The following is a 14,911-nucleotide window of genomic DNA, read 5'->3' as shown; positions in this document are numbered from 1 at the left end:
CGACAGTCTGCTGGAATAATAACGCATACCGATTTGGCCGAAAGTATGCACAATCCGGCGGTCATCCGTCACTTGATACGTTAAATTCGGCCCGAGCTCTTCGATCTTTGCGGGGCGCCGGTCATGGGATGCCTGCGCCTGAGCCCGCTTGCCAGCTATGTCGAATAATCACGGCAATTTGCGGATTTGAGCATGGCTCGATCGTCCGCCCGCGCTGGTATGCAGTGTGATCTGCGTATAATATCATGCAGATGAAAGGCGTAAGGGGCAATGGACCAAGGTCGGAAGCCCCGGCAGTGCGAGGAAGAAAAAAACTCGTTTCGGGTAAACGCCACCCGGCAAGCAAGCGGTGTTGGGTTCGAGAGCATTTGGGTAATTACTGGCCCGCCTCAAAGGGATGGGCACCGGATTCGAGCCGGAAATGCGACGAAACAAAGCGATCGGGCAGCCTGACGGCGAGGCCCGGCACAGGAAGCGCTCCAGCAAGGCAGCCGCGAGAATACGAATTTACGCTTTACGAGAAAGTCTCCAGCATGAATGAGATCACGGCGGTCAGCCGGTCTGTCCCGTCCCTGCATTATTTCGCCGAAGAGGAGCCAGGCAGCGGCCCGATCTCCCGGCGCCATCTCCACGACGAATTGCTGGTCCGGCTTCGCGAGTGCATCATCGACGGTGAACTGCGGCCCGGCGCCAAGATCCCCGAGAAGGAACTGTGCGAACGCTTCGGCGTTTCCCGCACCCCCTTACGGGAAGCACTGAAGGTTTTGGCCTTCGAAGGCCTCGTGGTGCTGAACCACAATCGCGGCTCGACCGTCAGCGCACTGACGCTGCAGGACCTCAAGGAAGCCTTCCCGATCTACGCGCGGCTCGAGGCACTGGCGGGCGAACTGGCCTGCGAACGCCTGACCGCCGAAGAGATCGCCGAGATTCGCGACCTGCATGAGCAGCTTCTCGCCAGCTACGAAAAGCATGACGTGAAGGGCCATTTCGCGATCAACGAGCAGATCCACAAGCGTATTGAGGCCGGCTCGCGCAACCGCAATCTCGTGCAACTGATTCGCTCGGTGTCGAGCCGCATCCGCCGCGCCGGTGTCTCGGTCGACCTGTCCGGCCCGCGCTGGGCGAACATCATCGCCGAGCATCAGAACATCATGGCGGCCATCGAGCGTCGGGATGCGCCGACGCTTTCCCGGCTGCTGCGCGAGCACATCGAGAACAGCTTCCGCGCCATCAAGGACACGCTCGCCCCGCAAGACAAGCCGGGCATGAGCAGCCGCCGCGAAAACCGGCATGGAGAACCCGAGGCCGCCTGACCCTTTTCCCGTTCCGTGCCGCTTGCTATGCTTGAGACAAGCATCGGGCGGACGGATCGGCGGCGCGCTTCGCGGCCCCGCTCGTAACGCCCAATCCGGGCCGGTGCTTGTCCGATCGCTAAGGCCAGGCATGACGCCAACCGGTGACACATCTGAAGCAACCGGCGCACCCGTCCTCCTCGGCCTCGGCCTGCTGAGGCGGATGGGGCGCTTGCGCGTGGGCCGGCCACGGCGCAAGAAGAAGGCGGAGCGCGTGAGCGCGGCCAAGCCCCGGTCGAGGAATGACGGCGTGGGATCGCTTTTAAAATCGATCGTGTTCTCGGCGCTGCTGATTGCCTATCTGGTCGCCGAGGTCTTGGTGGCGATGGTCGCCTATATGTATTTGAACCTGCACCACCTGGCGACCTTCGGCTATCTTATCGGCCTCTGCCGCAACCTGCTCAACCAATTCGCCATCCAGCTCGAACGCTTCTCGCCCGAACTGGCCAATCGCGCCTATGCGACGCTTCTGGGCGAATTGGGTCCGAAATCGATCCTGCTGCTGTTCATCGGCCTCGCCGTCAGCATGTTCATCCGTTTCCTGATCTGGCTTCTCCACCGCACCTATGACGCCGCCCGTGCCAAGCGTGAGCCGGAGGCCGCGCCCGCAGCCGCCGCGCAGTCGGCGTGATCGCTCCGCCCGGCCAACTTCGCGCCAATCGGCGCGGGCGAAGCGGGCGTTGCCCCGGCAGGGATGGCCTCCACCGGCGGGGCTTGCCCAAGCCCCATGCCTCTTTACTGCTGCGGCAGCTCGAACGGCCGCGAGTGCCGCAGGATCAGCCATTCGCCATGTTCGGTCAGCGCCTCTATCCCGAGACGCTCGAGCGTTGCGGCATGGGGCCAGTCGGGCTCCGTGCCGTTGCGGAGCGCGGCGTCAGCCTCCTCGAGCTCTCTCTTGGCGATGGAAAAAATGTGCAGGGCGGCGCTGTATTGCTTCACCAATTCCTCGTCCGCCCGGCGCTGCAGATATCCGCGCGCGGCGATGCCGATGGCTGCCGCGATGCCCAGCGCAATCTGCATGATGTTGGCCAGTGACGTCGCCGTGATCGTGAAGATGGTGTTGCCCTTCCAATCGGTGATCGCGTCGAGCCCGCGCTGCTGGACGCAATAGGCAACGCAGAGCACTAGGACACAGGCGAGCGCGTAGGAGAGATAGAGCGAGCTGTGGCTGAAGGCCCGCCATCGCCTGCCGGAGATCTCGTGCTCGCGCCGGCGCTTCTGGTAATATTCCGTCTGGCTGCCGATCCATTCCGCCCGCGCCGCGGTGACACCGTCCGCCCCCGGCTCGGGCAAGAGCCGTCCGGACGCGTTCTGCCGGAACTCGACCGCGCGCACGGCGTGCCGCACCCAGGTGACGACGCCCGCATGTTTTGGCAGGTAGCTCAGCCAGGAGGCCCGCTTCACCCCGGCAAGCCGCCAGAAGAACAGCACCCGCATCGCCTCAGCCAGCGCGCGATATTCCAGAAAGCGGTTGTCGAGCGCCGTGCGGGAGACGTAGACCCAGGCGGCGAGCATGATGCCGGCAAGGATGAAATAGACGATCGCCAGATAAGGCGCCTCGCTCATCAGCGCGAAGATGGCGAAGGCGACGACCGCGGCGCCGTAGACGCACTGGTCCAGCACCCGCACCTGACCGGCGAAGCGCACCGCGACCGTATCGGCGGCGTCGTAGACGGCGCGCACCATCGCCACGCCGGCGGCAAGCCCTTCGGCTCGGGCCCGCACCGCCTCATCCTGGGAGATGAGTCCACCGAGCAACGGGTAATTCTTGCCCATGCGCGAAGTATTGGCAAGGACGGAACCATTGAAGCGATCGGTCTCGGCCAGGATCTGCTCGATGTTGCTGTCAAGTTGCTCGCGGCTCTTCGTGATCTGGCGGCTCTGCTCGCCGGTCTCGGGATCGATGCGGATGAGCAGCCCCGGCTCGGGCGGGTCGAGTGGAGAGAGCTGGCCGGCATAGAAGGAGAACCGGTTCGGCGCGAGGCCCCGGCAAAACCACTCGACGGCATCGGAGGCCTTGCCGGGCGCGCCAGCCTTCGCAAGCACGATCAGAATTTGCGCGTGTTCCGCAATGGTCGCGGCGGCCTTGGTGAAGCCGCTGCCGCCCAGCTCCAGCACCGCCTCCGCCGCGCCTAGCAGCGCGCCCATCTCCGCGCGCTCGGCGGGCGTGGGCGCTTCGGTCTCGAACGCCTCGCGCGCCATCGGGAGCACGGCGATGAGGCTGGCACCGAGTAGGTCACGCGCCAGCCGCACCGCCGTCCGGTCGGCCTCCTCGGCCAGCCCGGACAAGATTAGGAACGGGCTGTGTTTGTATCGCGACCGCAGCTCCTCGCATTGCGCTTTGACCGCCGCTGGGAGCGCATCGGGGTTGGCGGTGATGCTATCGGCGGCAATGCCGATGACGATGGGGACGCGGCCGTCCGCGCGATTTGCCGGGGCCGGATCGGCCTTTGCAGAAACTTGCATAATAACTCCGAGAATAGGTCAAATATTTTCCGCGCATCATGATGGCTCGCGCCCCGCGCGTCCACCAATGCCACGTTGAGAATTCTGAGTAATTCCGCTTATTTCTGCGTCGCGCGATAGGCGGTGATGGCTGCGCGCTTAACAGCGTCGGGCAAGCCGAGCACCGGAAGATGGCGGCCGGAAGGCGGTCCTGAGGGCCGGCGCGATAAGCCTCCAGGCCGGCCAGTCCCGGCGGCAGGCGGCTTTGCCCAGCGCCACCTCGTCGGCCCCGCTTGGAAAGACCTGCCAGAGCACCAAAGCTGCCGCCAAAGCAATCGCGCAGATGCGAATCACAAGACCATGGCCAAAGCGGGCAATGCGCTTCATCATTGTTTCGCAATCGGAAAATGTCGCGGCCGACCGAGGGCAGGTACGAGCCGCTGTGACTTGACGATGGCGAAAATTGGCTCCGCGCTTTCTCCCCTCTCACGCAATGCCGGCGCCAAACAATCCCCAAAATACCGCCGAAACTCACAGCTTCCGCCATAATGACTCGGTATCCTGCAATTAGAACTTGCATGGCGCTCTTTGACATGACTTTGTCAGTTTCATACTTCGCCGTTAACCATTTCGTACTTAGGCAATTCATTCAATGGAGTTAGGACGAGCATGGAAAGCCGATCGAAAATTCGTTTGATTGCGGGCCTGGTCTGCGCTGCGGGCCTGCTCTCGGCGCTCCCGGCAGGCGCCGCCCCGGCCATTCCGGACGCGTCGAGCGGGACACAAGTGACATTGGCGGGATATTATGGCGGCTATTATTCCCGCCGATATTACCGGGATGATGACGACGAAGATTACGGCTGGCGCCGCTATCGGCACGCGGGGGCGCGCTGGCTCTTCAACGACGAATATGAGGGTTCATCCTATCGCGACTACGGCCATAGCTGCCGCTATTGGCGTCATCGCTGCGCGGAGAGCTGGGGCTGGGGCAACAGCGATTATTACGGCTGCACGCGCTATCACGGCTGCGACTAAGCGGAGGCGGCGCATCAACTCAAATCGGCCTGAGCGGCGCGATGCCGCTCAGCGTCGCGGCTACCCCTCCCATGGATGGCGCGCACAGCGCGCCGGGTGAGGGCAATGCCTCTCGCTGAGGCGACGGCCTGCCCTACCGATAGGTATTACCCCCTCACCCCAGCCGCTCCCCGAGGGAGCTAGGCTACGGATGCGGATGGAACGGTGCATTAGCCGGACTCACGCGGCTCCGGGCATAGCACCAGCCGCCCGCCTCGCCGCAATCAGAACCGGCCGGCTCAGCTTGCCAGGACATGCGCCGCGTCGCGGCTTTGGGCGCGGTATTGCGCAGGGGAAATGCCGTGATGGCGCAGAAAGGCCCGGCGCATGCGCTCCTCGCTGCCGAAGCCGCAGGACATCGCCACCCGCTTCAGCGAGGAGGCCGAACCGGTCAGCTCCCGGCAGGCGGCTTCCAGGCGCAGGCGCTCCATCGCCTTGGCCGGCGTCATGCCAGTATTGGCGGTGTAGCTGCGGTAGAAATTTCGGGCGCTCATGCCGACGAAGCGGGCGAGCTGCTCGACGCCGATCTTCTCCGTCAGCCGGCCCGAAAGCCAGGCATGCAGGGCGATGAAGCGCTCGTCCGCGCTCGCCGTCGCCGAGGCGATCTGCGCGCTCAGTGGCGCGCTGAGCTGGGATTGACCGCCGGGCCGCTTGAGGAACACCACCAGCGATTTCGCCACGGTCAGCGCCGCCAGATGGCCCAGATCCTCCTCGACCAGCGCCAGCGACAGGTCGATGCTCGACGCCCCGCCCGCCGCTGTCCAGATGGCGCCGTCCCGCGAGAAGATCACGTCGCAATCCAGTTTAATGTCCGGATATTGCTGGCGCAGCGGCTCGCCGTAGCGCCAATGGGTGGTCGCCTTGATGCCCCGGAGCAGGCCCGAGGAGGCGAGCGGGAAGGCCCCCGCGTCGACGGCGCAAATGCGGCGGCAGCTTTGCGCGCAGGCCGCCAGCAGCACCGACAATTGCCGGTGCGGCACGCCCCGCACCGCTCTGCGCCCGGCGGCGACGATCAGCGTGTCGACCCGGTGCGGCGACAATGCCGCCAGCGGCCGCGCCGCGATCGAGACGCCCGATGCGGTCTCGATCATGCCTCCGTCCTCGGAATAGACGGCGACGCGGTACGGCGCGCCACGCGTCTCCTCGAGACTGTTGGCCGACGCGAAGACTTGCCCCGGGCCGGCAATGTCGAGCAGCTCGGGCAATTCCAGCGCCAGGATCGCGATCTCTCTGGGCCGGGTGAAATTGGCGGGAATGATGGCGTTCATGCGGTACTCTTCCTGCGGCTCGACGGATTAGTGCCGGAGGCCGACATTTGATCCATTAATCCGGGCTAAACATTCCGTGATCCCTCCCAAAAGCGGCTCTGACGTTTTTTGCAGTGATTGGAGAAGTTTACGCGGCAAAGCTCCAGCAGCCGAGTAAGATCCCGTTAGTTGCTGTAAATGGTTGCATGGCACCGGCCGAAAAAGCGCCTGCGCTTCAACAGGCGGTGAGCTTGCATGTCAAGCCGACGCCCCAGAACAAGACGGGTAATGTTAACCGGCTGGCAAAGCGAAGCCCATAATGTCTAGGTGTTATAGGAAGCTGGCATCGGGGTGAGCATATAGCGCGCGATCCTCGGCCGAGCGTAAAGGACGCAGCGGCGCGAGTAGGACGGCGCCGGGCCGCCTGAGGCGGTCCTATTCGTCCAATTGCGGAGACCGGAATGTCCTTGATGGCGTGGCGGATGCATCGCTGTGTCCGCTCGCGTTAATAGAGCCTTCATTATGTTAAATTCTTTATCTCCCTCCTTGTTCCGGACCCTTATGCTGGTGTCTGGCGCTGCCCTGCGCCGGGTGTGGAGGGTTTAGCCATTGGCGGCGGCGTCGGCATTCCAGGAATGCCCGCAGCTCTTGGCGATTTCGGCCAGCATTGATCACGTCAGGGATGTTGCGGATGACCGATGAGAAAGCCGGCCAAGCCCAAGACACGGTCTCGTTCGGCCCGTTCCGGCTGCTGGCCGGGGAGCGCCTGCTCGAAAAATCCGGCAGCCCGCTCAATCTTGGCGCGCGCGCTCTCGATATCCTGATCGTCCTCGTCGAGCACGCCAGCGAAGTTGTGCGCAAGAAAGATCTCATCGCGCGCGTCTGGCCCGATGTCGCCGTCGATGAAGGCAATTTGCGCTTCCACATCGCCGCTTTGCGCAAGGCGCTCGGCGACGGCCAGTCCGGCGCCCGCTACGTGACGACGGTCCCCGGACGCGGCTATTGCTTTGTCGCCCCGGTCTCCCGCTCCTCGCCCCGCCGGAGGCCCGAGCAGGACGGTCTCGCCGCCGAGCCCGCCCACCGGCTGCCGGCATCGCTCAAACGGATGGTGGGCCGCGACGACGCGGTACAGACCATCACCGAGCAGCTCGCCGCCGAACGCTTCCTGACCGTTGTCGGCCCTGGCGGCATCGGCAAGACCACCGTCGCGCTGGCGGTGGCGCATATGCTGCTCCCCTCCTTCGATGGCGCGGTGCGGTTCATCGACCTCGGACCGATCAGCGACCCGCAACTGGTGCCCTGCACGCTGGCCTCCGAACTCGGGCTGATGGTGCGCAACAGCGATCCGACGCCCAGCATCGTCAGCTTCCTGCGCGACAAGCGGATGCTGCTCATGCTCGATAGCTGCGAGCATGTGATCGAGACGGCCGCCGCTTTCGCCGAGCGCATTTTCGAGGAGGCGCCGCAGGTCTACATCCTGGCGACGAGCCGCGAGCCGCTTTGGGTCGAGGGCGAGCATGTGCATCGCCTTGCCGCGCTCGACAGTCCGCCCGATGCCGCCGGCCTGACCGCCGCCGAGGCGCTTGCCTTTCCCGCGATCCAGCTTTTCGTCGAGCGCGTCATCGCCTGCGGCAACCGGTATGAGCTGAGCGATGCCGACGCGCCTGTCGTCGCCGAGATCTGCCGCCGCCTCGACGGCATAGCCCTCGCCATCGAGCTGGCGGCGAGCCGCGTCGGCGCCTATGGCGTGAAGGAAACGGCGGCGCTGCTGGAACACCGCTTTGGGCTGCTCTGGCAGGGGCGCCGCACGGCCCTGCCCCGCCACCAGACGCTGAGCGCCACGCTCGAATGGAGCTACGACCTGCTGACCGAACAGGAACGGGTGATCCTGCGGCGGCTGGCGGTCTTTGCCGGCGCCTTCACTCTCGAGGCCTGCCTGTCGGTCGCGGCCGGGGATGATGTCGACGAAGCACAGATCGTCGGCGCCGTGGGAAGCCTCGTGGCCAGGTCGCTCGCCACCGCCGCGATCGGGCCCGGCGAGACCTATTATCGCCTGCTCGATACCACCCGCGCCTATGTGCTGGAGAAGCTGATAGACAGCGGCGAGGCCGATGCCGCGTCCCGCCGTCACGCCGCCTATTACCGCGATTATCTCGAGCGCATCGGAGCCGGCTTGCGCGGTGGCGGCACCCAGTCCCTGGAGCGCGCCACCTGCGCCATCCATGTCGGCAATGTACGCAAGGCGCTGGAATGGTGCTTTGGCCCGGGGGGCGATGTCGCCCTCGGCGTCGGCCTCGCGGCGGCTTCGGCGCCGCTCCTCCTGAAAATGTCGCTGCTGACCCAATGCCACCGCTGGACCGCGCGGGCGCTCGCCTCGCTCGACCAAGGCGCGCGCGGCACGCGGCGGGAGCTGGAACTGCGGAGCGCCTTCGGACTAGCCCTGATGTTCACCAAGGGCAATAGCGAGGAGGTGCGCGTCGCCTTCACGCGGGCGCTGGTGCTCGCCGAGGCCTTCAAAGACCCGGTCAGCCAGCTCAGGCTGCTCGGCAGGCTGCATATCTTTCACGAGCGCATCGGCGATTTTCGCGGCGCGCTCGCCTGCGCCGAGCGTGGCGCGGCCGTCGCCGGCGAAATCGCCGATCCGGCCGGCATGGCGGCGGCGCAGTCGCTGCTCGGCATCGGCTATCATCTGAACGGCGATCAGGCCCGAGCCAGGGCGCATCTCGAAGCGGCGCTGATCCAGCCGCCCTGCTCCCAACGCATCAACAGCAGCGATTTCGGCTTCGACCACAGCAACCGCGCGCGCATCACCCTCGCCCGGACGCTCTGGCTGCAAGGCCATGCCGATCAGGCGCTGGCCCTCGCCCGGCAGACCGTCGAGGAGGCGGCCGCGCTCGAACATCCCGTGACCTTATGCATCGCGCTGATCTGCGCGGTTTCGGTCTGCGTCTGGCGCGGCGATATCGAGAGCGCCGATGAAGGTCTCGACCGCTTCATGGCCCATGCCGAGCGGCATTCGCTCGCCCCCTATAATGCCGTGGGACAGGGAGTGAAGGGCAAATTGGCGGTCATGCGCGGCCAGGCCGAATCCGGCATGAAGCTGTTGCGCGACGCGCTGGAGACGCTGCACGCCGCCCGCTATGAATTGGTGACCGCAAGCTTCAAGAGTTCGATCGCCAACGGCTTGGCCATGACGGGAAATCATGCGGCGGCGCTCAAGGAGATCGACGAAACCCTCGATCTCGCCGAATGCGGCGGCGGCGACAGCTATTTCATGCCGGAGCTGCTTCGCCTCAAAGGCCGCATTCTGATGGCATGCCCGCGCGCCCAGTCCGCCAAGGCGGAGGGGTATTTACGGCGCGCCTTGGAGCTTTCGCGAAGGCAGGGCGCGCTCGCATGGGAATTGCGCGCGGCAACGAGCCTTGCGGCTTTTTGGGCCGCGCAGGACGCCGTCAAGCAGGCGCGTGAGGTGCTGGCGCCGGTCTATGCGCGCCTGACCGAAGGCTTCGACAGCGCCGATGTAAAATATGCCGGGCGCCTGCTGGACCAACTCGGCATGCCCGCACATTCGAACGGGGCGCTCTCCGGCACGGAGCCGCGCCCCGCGCAACTGCGCAGCGCGTAGCCGATATCACCTGCTCACACAGGCTAGCAACGTTTAACGCGCGCTCGGCTCACGCGCGATCCATAATCAACCCGCTGCCGGGGCCATCCCCATTTCGCCGCTCCGGCCGAAGACGCAAAAGCCGTTGCCCGGTCCCGTTGACATGTCCCGGCGACCCGTCCGGCTCTCTTAAGGATACGCGATGCCGAATGAGAACCCAGGGGCCTGCGAGCCTATGCTGATGCTGCGCGAAATCACTCACCGCGTCTGCAATGAATACAGCTCCGCCATTGCGGCGCTGTCGCTTGCGGCGGCTCAGTCGACCTCCTCCGACGCCAAGGCGGTGCTGAGCGCGGCAGCGGATCGCCTGTTCGCCTTTGCCAATGTGCATCGCGCGCTGCAAATGCCGGCCGAGGACGACGCGGCCGATCTCGCCGATCATCTGCGCGCCGTCTGCCGCGCCCTCCTCCGCTCGCATCTCGACGATCGCGGCATCCGGCTCGAACTCGCCGAGGAACGGGTCGAGCTGACGCCCGAGCAATGCTGGACCGTGGGACTGGTCGTCTCCGAGCTGATCACCAACGCCGCCAAGCATGCCTTCGCGGAGCGGGGCGGATGCATCCGCGTCGAGATCCGGCGCGCGGGCGGCCATATCCGCTGTTCCGTCATGGATGATGGCGAGGCGGCGACGGGTCCGCGCCCCGGCCATGGCACGCAAATCGTCGACGGCCTCGCCGCCCGGCTCGGCGGCCGCGTCTGCCGCGTTTTCAGCGCCGGCGGCTCGAGGATTTCGCTGATCTTTCCCGACGGCCGCTACGGCATCGGCGGGCGCGGCGAAACGCCCGCGACGCGCCCGCTGGAGGCCGATCCCGGCACGGTCTGACCCGCGGGCATCCACAAGGGTGATGGCCCCCGGCATTGACACGAGGGGCCGGAGGCTGAAATCTCTTCGTAACACGGACGATCCAGCCTCTCGCGCATCACCCATACGGAGGACCGAATGCGCCGCATTCTCTTATCGCTCTTTCTCCTCGCCGCCTTGCCCATCCAGGCCGGCATGGCCGCCGAACTCTGGCAGACGCTGCCGCCGACGCCGGCCCCGGTCGCGGGCGCCAAGACCGGCTACGCCAAGGTCAACGGCATCGACCTGTTCTATGCCGAGACCGGCGCCGGCTCGCCCGTCGTCATCCTGCATGGCGGGCTCGGCAATTCGGATTATCTCAGCAAGCAGGCCGAGGCGCTCGCCCCGAAGCACCGCGTCATCCTGGTCGACAGCCGCGGCCACGGCCGCAGCACGCGCGACAGCAAGCCCTACGGCTACGACCTGATGACCGACGACGTCGTCGCCCTGCTCGACACGCTCAAGATCGACAAGGCCGACATCGTCGGCTGGAGCGACGGCGGCATCATCGCGCTCGACATGGCGATGCGCCATCCGACGCGCGTCGGCCGCATCTTCGCCTTCGGCGCCAACACCAACATCGGCGGCCTGAAGGAAGGCATCGAGAACGACCCCGTCTTCGGCGCCTATATCAAGCGCGCGGGCCAGGAATACGCCCGGCTGTCGCCGACGCCGACGCAATATGACGATTTCGTGGAGCAGATCAGCCGGATGTGGGTGTCGCAGCCGAACTGGACCGATGCCCAGCTCAAGACCATCAAATCGCCCGTCGTGATCGCCGATGGCGAGCATGACGAGGCCATCCGGCAGGACCACAATCAATATATGGCCAAGACGATCCCGGGCGCCAAGCTGGTGATCATGCCCAATGTCAGCCATTTCGCCTTCCTGCAGGACCCGGAGACCTTCAACGGCCATCTGCGCGACTTCCTCGGCGACCGCTAGGGCCAACCGATGCGCGGCGAGCCGGTGCCGACCCTGCCCGATCTGCTCGAGGGAGGGCTCGGCATCGTCTTCGTCGGCATCAATCCGTCGGTCTATTCGGCCGAGCGCGGGCATTATTTCGCGCGGCGGAGCAACCGTTTCTGGCCCTGCCTGTCGCGCTCGGTGCTGAGCCTCGCGGCGCGGCGGGCGCTCGGCGTCGAGGCGCTGGGGCCGGAGCATGACCGGGCCCTGCTGGCCCACGGCATCGGCTTCACCGACCTGGTGAAGCGCCCGACGCCCAAGGCCGGCGATCTGGCTCCGGCCGAATTCGCTGAAGGGGTCGGGCATCTGCTCGCCAAGCTGGAGCGCTATCGCCCGGACATCGCCTGCTTCCACGGCGTCACCGGCTATCGCCACGTCCTGCGCGCGCTGACCGGCGCGGCGGACGGCATCCGGCTCGGGCCGCAGGATCTGCGCCTCGGGCCGAGCCGGGTCTTTCTCGTCCCCAACCCGAGCGGGGCCAATGCCCATTTCACCCGCGCCGAGCAGACGCAGTGGTACGACCGGCTGGCCGCGTCATGAGGTCCGGGGGAGCGCGCTTCTTGCCCCGGCGGGCGGCGCGAAATCGGTAAAGAGGCTCAAATCGCGCCATGTTTCGTCCGCCGAGGCGCGGAGGCGGTCGCATTGCCGCGCCAATTCGACGGCATCGCTTCCGAGCAGCAGGCGGAAGGGCGGCTCGGCCAGCCCGGCAATATAGGTGATGACAGCGGCGGCCTTGACCGGATCGCCCGGCTGGAACCCGGTATGCTCGCTGATGCCGCGAGCGAGGCCGGCGACCGCCGGCGGCGCACCGAAATCGGTGCGGAAGCTGCCCGGCTCGACGATCGTCACCTTGATGCCCAAGGGCGCGACCTCCTTGGCCAGCACTTCCGAAAAGCCCTCGAGCCCCCATTTGGCGGCCGCGAAGGCGGCGCGGCCGGGCAATCCCATGCGGGCCGCGATGGAGGAGAGCTGGATGATGTGGCCCGAGCGCTGCTGGCGCATCAAAGGCAGCGCGGCCTTGGTCACGGTGATGGCGCCGAACAGTTCGGCCTCGATCTGGGCGCGGAACTCGCCGATGCCGGTGTCCTCGATCGAGCCGACATCGCCATAGCCGGCATTGTTGACCAGCACGTCGATGCGGCCGAAGCCGTCCGCCGCCACCCGCACGGTTTCGCGGGCTTGGGCCGCATCGCCGATATCGCCGCCGGCGATGCGGATGCGGTCGCCATAGCGCTCGGCCAGGGGCGCAAGCCAGGCGGGCCTGCGCGCAGCCGCCACGAGCCGGTCTCCCGCTTCGAGCACCGCCTCGGCGAGAAGCCGCCCAAATCCGCGGCATGTGCCTGTAATCAGCCAGACTTTCGACATGTGTCCTTCTTTCGAGGTCTTGGAGCCGATGTCCGATGCGTCGCGCGGCCTGCGGCAAGGCATTCACGCGACCTTACGGTCACAGTGTGCGGCGGGGGAGTTAGATGGCGTGAGAATGTGTGAAATCTTGCGGGGCCCGCGGCATCGCGCGTCAACCGCCGCCCTTATTAATAATAAACAATGCGTTATGCAGCGTCGCCCTGTCGCCCGCCGCACGTAAAAAGCCCCGGCTGATAGTGTCAGCCGGGGAAGGGCCCGGACGTCGGTGACAAGGGGAGGACATCTCCGGGATAATGGCCAGACTAGCCCGCGCGCGTTCTCTATGTCTGAGCAAGATTGAACAGTACCGAAAATCTCCCCGAGACAGCCGCGCTCGATCTATCGGGCCGCCGGGCCGCCTCGTTTGGCGCGCCAAGCGCCTGTTCGCACTGACAGATAAAGAAATCTCATTGTTATCCTACGAAATCTTGCGCCAGCACCTATCATGTCCTGACGCAATCATGGATGGTTCGCAACCGAACCCCGCGCCAGGAGGTCTCGCCATGGCCGTCAAGCGCCAGACGCCGCAATTCGATCCCAAAGCCTTCCTCGCCCGTGTCGGGGAAGGCCGCAGCATCGGCAAATACAGCAAGGACCAGATCGTCTTCGCCCAGGGCGATCCGGCCGATTCGGTCTTCTACATCCAGCGCGGCAAGGTGAAGATCACCGTCGTCTCCGAGCAGGGCAAGGAAGCCGTCGTCGCCATCCTCGGCAAGAACGAATTCGTCGGCGAGGGCTGCCTTGCCGGCCAGACCCATCGCATCGCCACCGTCGCCACCATGGCCGACAGCGTCATCTCCCGGCTCGAGAAGGCGGCGATCCTCAGGGTGATCCACGAGGAGACGGCATTCTCGGAGATGTTCATCGCCCACCTGCTCGGCCGCGCCATCCGCGTCGAGGCCGATCTCGTCGACCAGCTTTTCAATTCCAGCGAGAAACGGCTTGCGCGGCTGTTGCTGCTGCTCGCCAATTTCGGCAAGGACAGCAAGCCGGAGCCGATGATCGCCAAAATCAGCCAGGAGACGCTGGCGCAGATGATCGGCACGACGCGGGCGCGCGTCAGCTTCTTCATGAACAAATTTCGAAAGCTCGGCTTCATTTCCTACAATGGCGGCATCGAGGTGCACAGTTCCTTGCTGAACGTCATTCTGCACGACCAGCCGCACATCAAGAATTGAAGCATTCAATTCACCACGATGAGCAATATTGCACAGTCCGGCCCCCGGCATGGGCGTAGCCTGAATGGCACAGAAGGGCTGTCCCCGCCTTTCCGCTGACAGCGTAAAGCCTGTCGGCGGCAAGCGCGCGCGTCCTGCGCGTGGGGGATTTGTCCGCTTCTTTGCTGGAGGATATGAAGATGCACATGTCGGGCGAGAGTCTTGCCGTAATTCTCATCGTCGGCCTGATTGCCGGATGGCTGGCCGGTCAAATCGTGCAGGGCACCGGCTTCGGCCTGCTCGGCGACCTCATAGTCGGCGTCGTCGGCGCGCTGATCGGAAGCTGGCTCCTGCCGCAACTCGGCATCCACTTGGGCACGGGTCTCTTGGCGGCGATCATCAACGCCACCATCGGCGCGATCGTGCTGCTGATCCTCATCAGCATCGTGCGCGGCGGCGGCGGCTGGCGCGGCAGTTGGGGCCGGCGCTGGTAATAACTGCACGGTCGAAACGCCGCCGCCTTTCCCTATCCCAAGGGGAGAGGGTGGCGCGCGAAGCGTGCCGGGTGAGGGGGTAATGCCTCTCCTTGTGGCGATGCCCTGTCTTACCGAGAGGGATTACCCCCTCACCCTTACCCTCTCCTCATGGAGACCTTTGCGTATCGAAGGTCCTCTCCCCGTCGTCCCGGACGGCCGTCAGGCCGAGCCGGGACCCAATCCTATTTCCGCTATTGCTGCGGCAAGTGGAGAGGCGAGTGGGCC

12 protein-coding genes are annotated in these 14,911 nt (G+C 65.4%); 9 read left to right on the top strand and 3 right to left on the bottom strand.

What is annotated here, in order from left to right; genetic code table 11:
- Window positions 1–533 precede the first annotated feature (533 nt).
- A complete protein-coding gene (locus BLEFHOIH_RS10975; RefSeq protein ID WP_088345331.1) occupies window positions 534–1,313 on the top strand; it encodes a GntR family transcriptional regulator in 780 nt (259 codons plus the stop codon).
- A 289-nt stretch (window positions 1,314–1,602) separates the two neighbouring features.
- Window positions 1,603–1,983: a hypothetical protein gene (locus BLEFHOIH_RS10970; protein ID WP_125461661.1), complete on the top strand. Its 381-nt coding sequence runs from the start codon at window positions 1,603–1,605 to the stop codon at window positions 1,981–1,983.
- A 104-nt stretch (window positions 1,984–2,087) separates the two neighbouring features.
- On the opposite strand, the gene BLEFHOIH_RS10965 is transcribed toward BLEFHOIH_RS10970, so the two are convergent.
- Window positions 2,088–3,818, bottom strand: coding sequence for a hypothetical protein (locus BLEFHOIH_RS10965; RefSeq protein WP_088345327.1), 1,731 nt, complete (start codon window positions 3,816–3,818; stop codon window positions 2,088–2,090).
- A 648-nt stretch (window positions 3,819–4,466) separates the two neighbouring features.
- On the opposite strand from BLEFHOIH_RS10965, the gene BLEFHOIH_RS10955 reads away from it, so the two are divergent.
- Entirely contained in the window at window positions 4,467–4,832 is a 366-nt protein-coding gene (locus BLEFHOIH_RS10955; RefSeq protein ID WP_125461660.1) for a hypothetical protein, read from the top strand.
- A gap of 278 nt (window positions 4,833–5,110) precedes the next feature.
- Here the strand turns inward: BLEFHOIH_RS10955 and BLEFHOIH_RS10950 are convergent, their stop codons facing one another.
- Window positions 5,111–6,139 carry a helix-turn-helix domain-containing protein gene (locus tag BLEFHOIH_RS10950; RefSeq protein WP_088345321.1) on the bottom strand — a complete coding sequence of 343 codons (1,029 nt, stop codon included), beginning with the start codon at window positions 6,137–6,139 and terminating at the stop codon, window positions 5,111–5,113.
- Window positions 6,140–6,809: 670 nt separating this feature from the next.
- Between BLEFHOIH_RS10950 and BLEFHOIH_RS10945 the strand changes: the two genes are divergently transcribed.
- The 4 genes from BLEFHOIH_RS10945 to BLEFHOIH_RS10930 all read left to right on the top strand — a co-directional run bounded on the left by BLEFHOIH_RS10945 (window position 6,810) and on the right by BLEFHOIH_RS10930 (window position 12,129).
- Entirely contained in the window at window positions 6,810–9,743 is a 2,934-nt protein-coding gene (locus BLEFHOIH_RS10945) for a winged helix-turn-helix domain-containing protein (protein ID WP_088345834.1), read from the top strand.
- Window positions 9,744–9,924: 181 nt separating this feature from the next.
- A complete protein-coding gene (locus BLEFHOIH_RS10940) occupies window positions 9,925–10,605 on the top strand; it encodes a sensor histidine kinase (protein ID WP_088345319.1) in 681 nt (226 codons plus the stop codon).
- A gap of 117 nt (window positions 10,606–10,722) precedes the next feature.
- Window positions 10,723–11,568 carry an alpha/beta hydrolase gene (locus BLEFHOIH_RS10935; RefSeq protein WP_088345317.1) on the top strand — a complete coding sequence of 282 codons (846 nt, stop codon included), beginning with the start codon at window positions 10,723–10,725 and terminating at the stop codon, window positions 11,566–11,568.
- A gap of 9 nt (window positions 11,569–11,577) precedes the next feature.
- On the top strand, window positions 11,578–12,129 hold the full coding sequence (locus BLEFHOIH_RS10930; protein WP_088345315.1) for a mismatch-specific DNA-glycosylase: 552 nt from the start codon (window positions 11,578–11,580) through the stop codon (window positions 12,127–12,129).
- Here BLEFHOIH_RS10930 and BLEFHOIH_RS10925 read toward each other — a convergent pair.
- Window positions 12,124–12,954 carry an SDR family NAD(P)-dependent oxidoreductase gene (locus BLEFHOIH_RS10925; protein ID WP_088345832.1) on the bottom strand — a complete coding sequence of 277 codons (831 nt, stop codon included), beginning with the start codon at window positions 12,952–12,954 and terminating at the stop codon, window positions 12,124–12,126. The genes BLEFHOIH_RS10930 and BLEFHOIH_RS10925 overlap by 6 nt on opposite strands.
- Window positions 12,955–13,496: 542 nt before the next feature.
- On the opposite strand from BLEFHOIH_RS10925, the gene BLEFHOIH_RS10920 reads away from it, so the two are divergent.
- On the top strand, window positions 13,497–14,171 hold the full coding sequence (locus BLEFHOIH_RS10920; protein ID WP_088345313.1) for a Crp/Fnr family transcriptional regulator: 675 nt from the start codon (window positions 13,497–13,499) through the stop codon (window positions 14,169–14,171).
- A gap of 179 nt (window positions 14,172–14,350) precedes the next feature.
- Window positions 14,351–14,644, top strand: coding sequence for a GlsB/YeaQ/YmgE family stress response membrane protein (locus tag BLEFHOIH_RS10915; RefSeq protein WP_088345830.1), 294 nt, complete (start codon window positions 14,351–14,353; stop codon window positions 14,642–14,644).
- Window positions 14,645–14,911 lie beyond the last annotated feature (267 nt).

It is taken from the genome of Rhodomicrobium sp. R_RK_3, from assembly GCF_002198715.1.
Taxonomy (GTDB): Bacteria; Pseudomonadota; Alphaproteobacteria; order Rhizobiales; family Rhodomicrobiaceae; genus R-RK-3.
This window is presented reverse-complemented; position numbering and strand designations above follow the sequence as displayed.

Excerpts from the sequence above, each read along its gene's own strand:
- BLEFHOIH_RS10925 (WP_088345832.1), bottom strand. The coding sequence starts at position 12,954 with ATGTCGAAAGTCTGGCTGATTACAGGCACATGCCGCGGATTTGGGCGG.
- BLEFHOIH_RS10915 (WP_088345830.1), top strand. The coding sequence starts at position 14,351 with ATGCACATGTCGGGCGAGAGTCTTGCCGTAATTCTCATCGTCGGCCTG.
- BLEFHOIH_RS10920 (WP_088345313.1), top strand. The coding sequence starts at position 13,497 with ATGGCCGTCAAGCGCCAGACGCCGCAATTCGATCCCAAAGCCTTCCTC.
- BLEFHOIH_RS10945 (WP_088345834.1), top strand. The coding sequence starts at position 6,810 with ATGACCGATGAGAAAGCCGGCCAAGCCCAAGACACGGTCTCGTTCGGC.
- BLEFHOIH_RS10975 (WP_088345331.1), top strand. The coding sequence starts at position 534 with ATGAATGAGATCACGGCGGTCAGCCGGTCTGTCCCGTCCCTGCATTAT.
- BLEFHOIH_RS10950 (WP_088345321.1), bottom strand. The coding sequence starts at position 6,139 with ATGAACGCCATCATTCCCGCCAATTTCACCCGGCCCAGAGAGATCGCG.
- BLEFHOIH_RS10940 (WP_088345319.1), top strand. The coding sequence starts at position 9,925 with ATGCCGAATGAGAACCCAGGGGCCTGCGAGCCTATGCTGATGCTGCGC.
- BLEFHOIH_RS10955 (WP_125461660.1), top strand. The coding sequence starts at position 4,467 with ATGGAAAGCCGATCGAAAATTCGTTTGATTGCGGGCCTGGTCTGCGCT.
- BLEFHOIH_RS10965 (WP_088345327.1), bottom strand. The coding sequence starts at position 3,818 with ATGCAAGTTTCTGCAAAGGCCGATCCGGCCCCGGCAAATCGCGCGGAC.
- BLEFHOIH_RS10935 (WP_088345317.1), top strand. The coding sequence starts at position 10,723 with ATGCGCCGCATTCTCTTATCGCTCTTTCTCCTCGCCGCCTTGCCCATC.
- BLEFHOIH_RS10930 (WP_088345315.1), top strand. The coding sequence starts at position 11,578 with ATGCGCGGCGAGCCGGTGCCGACCCTGCCCGATCTGCTCGAGGGAGGG.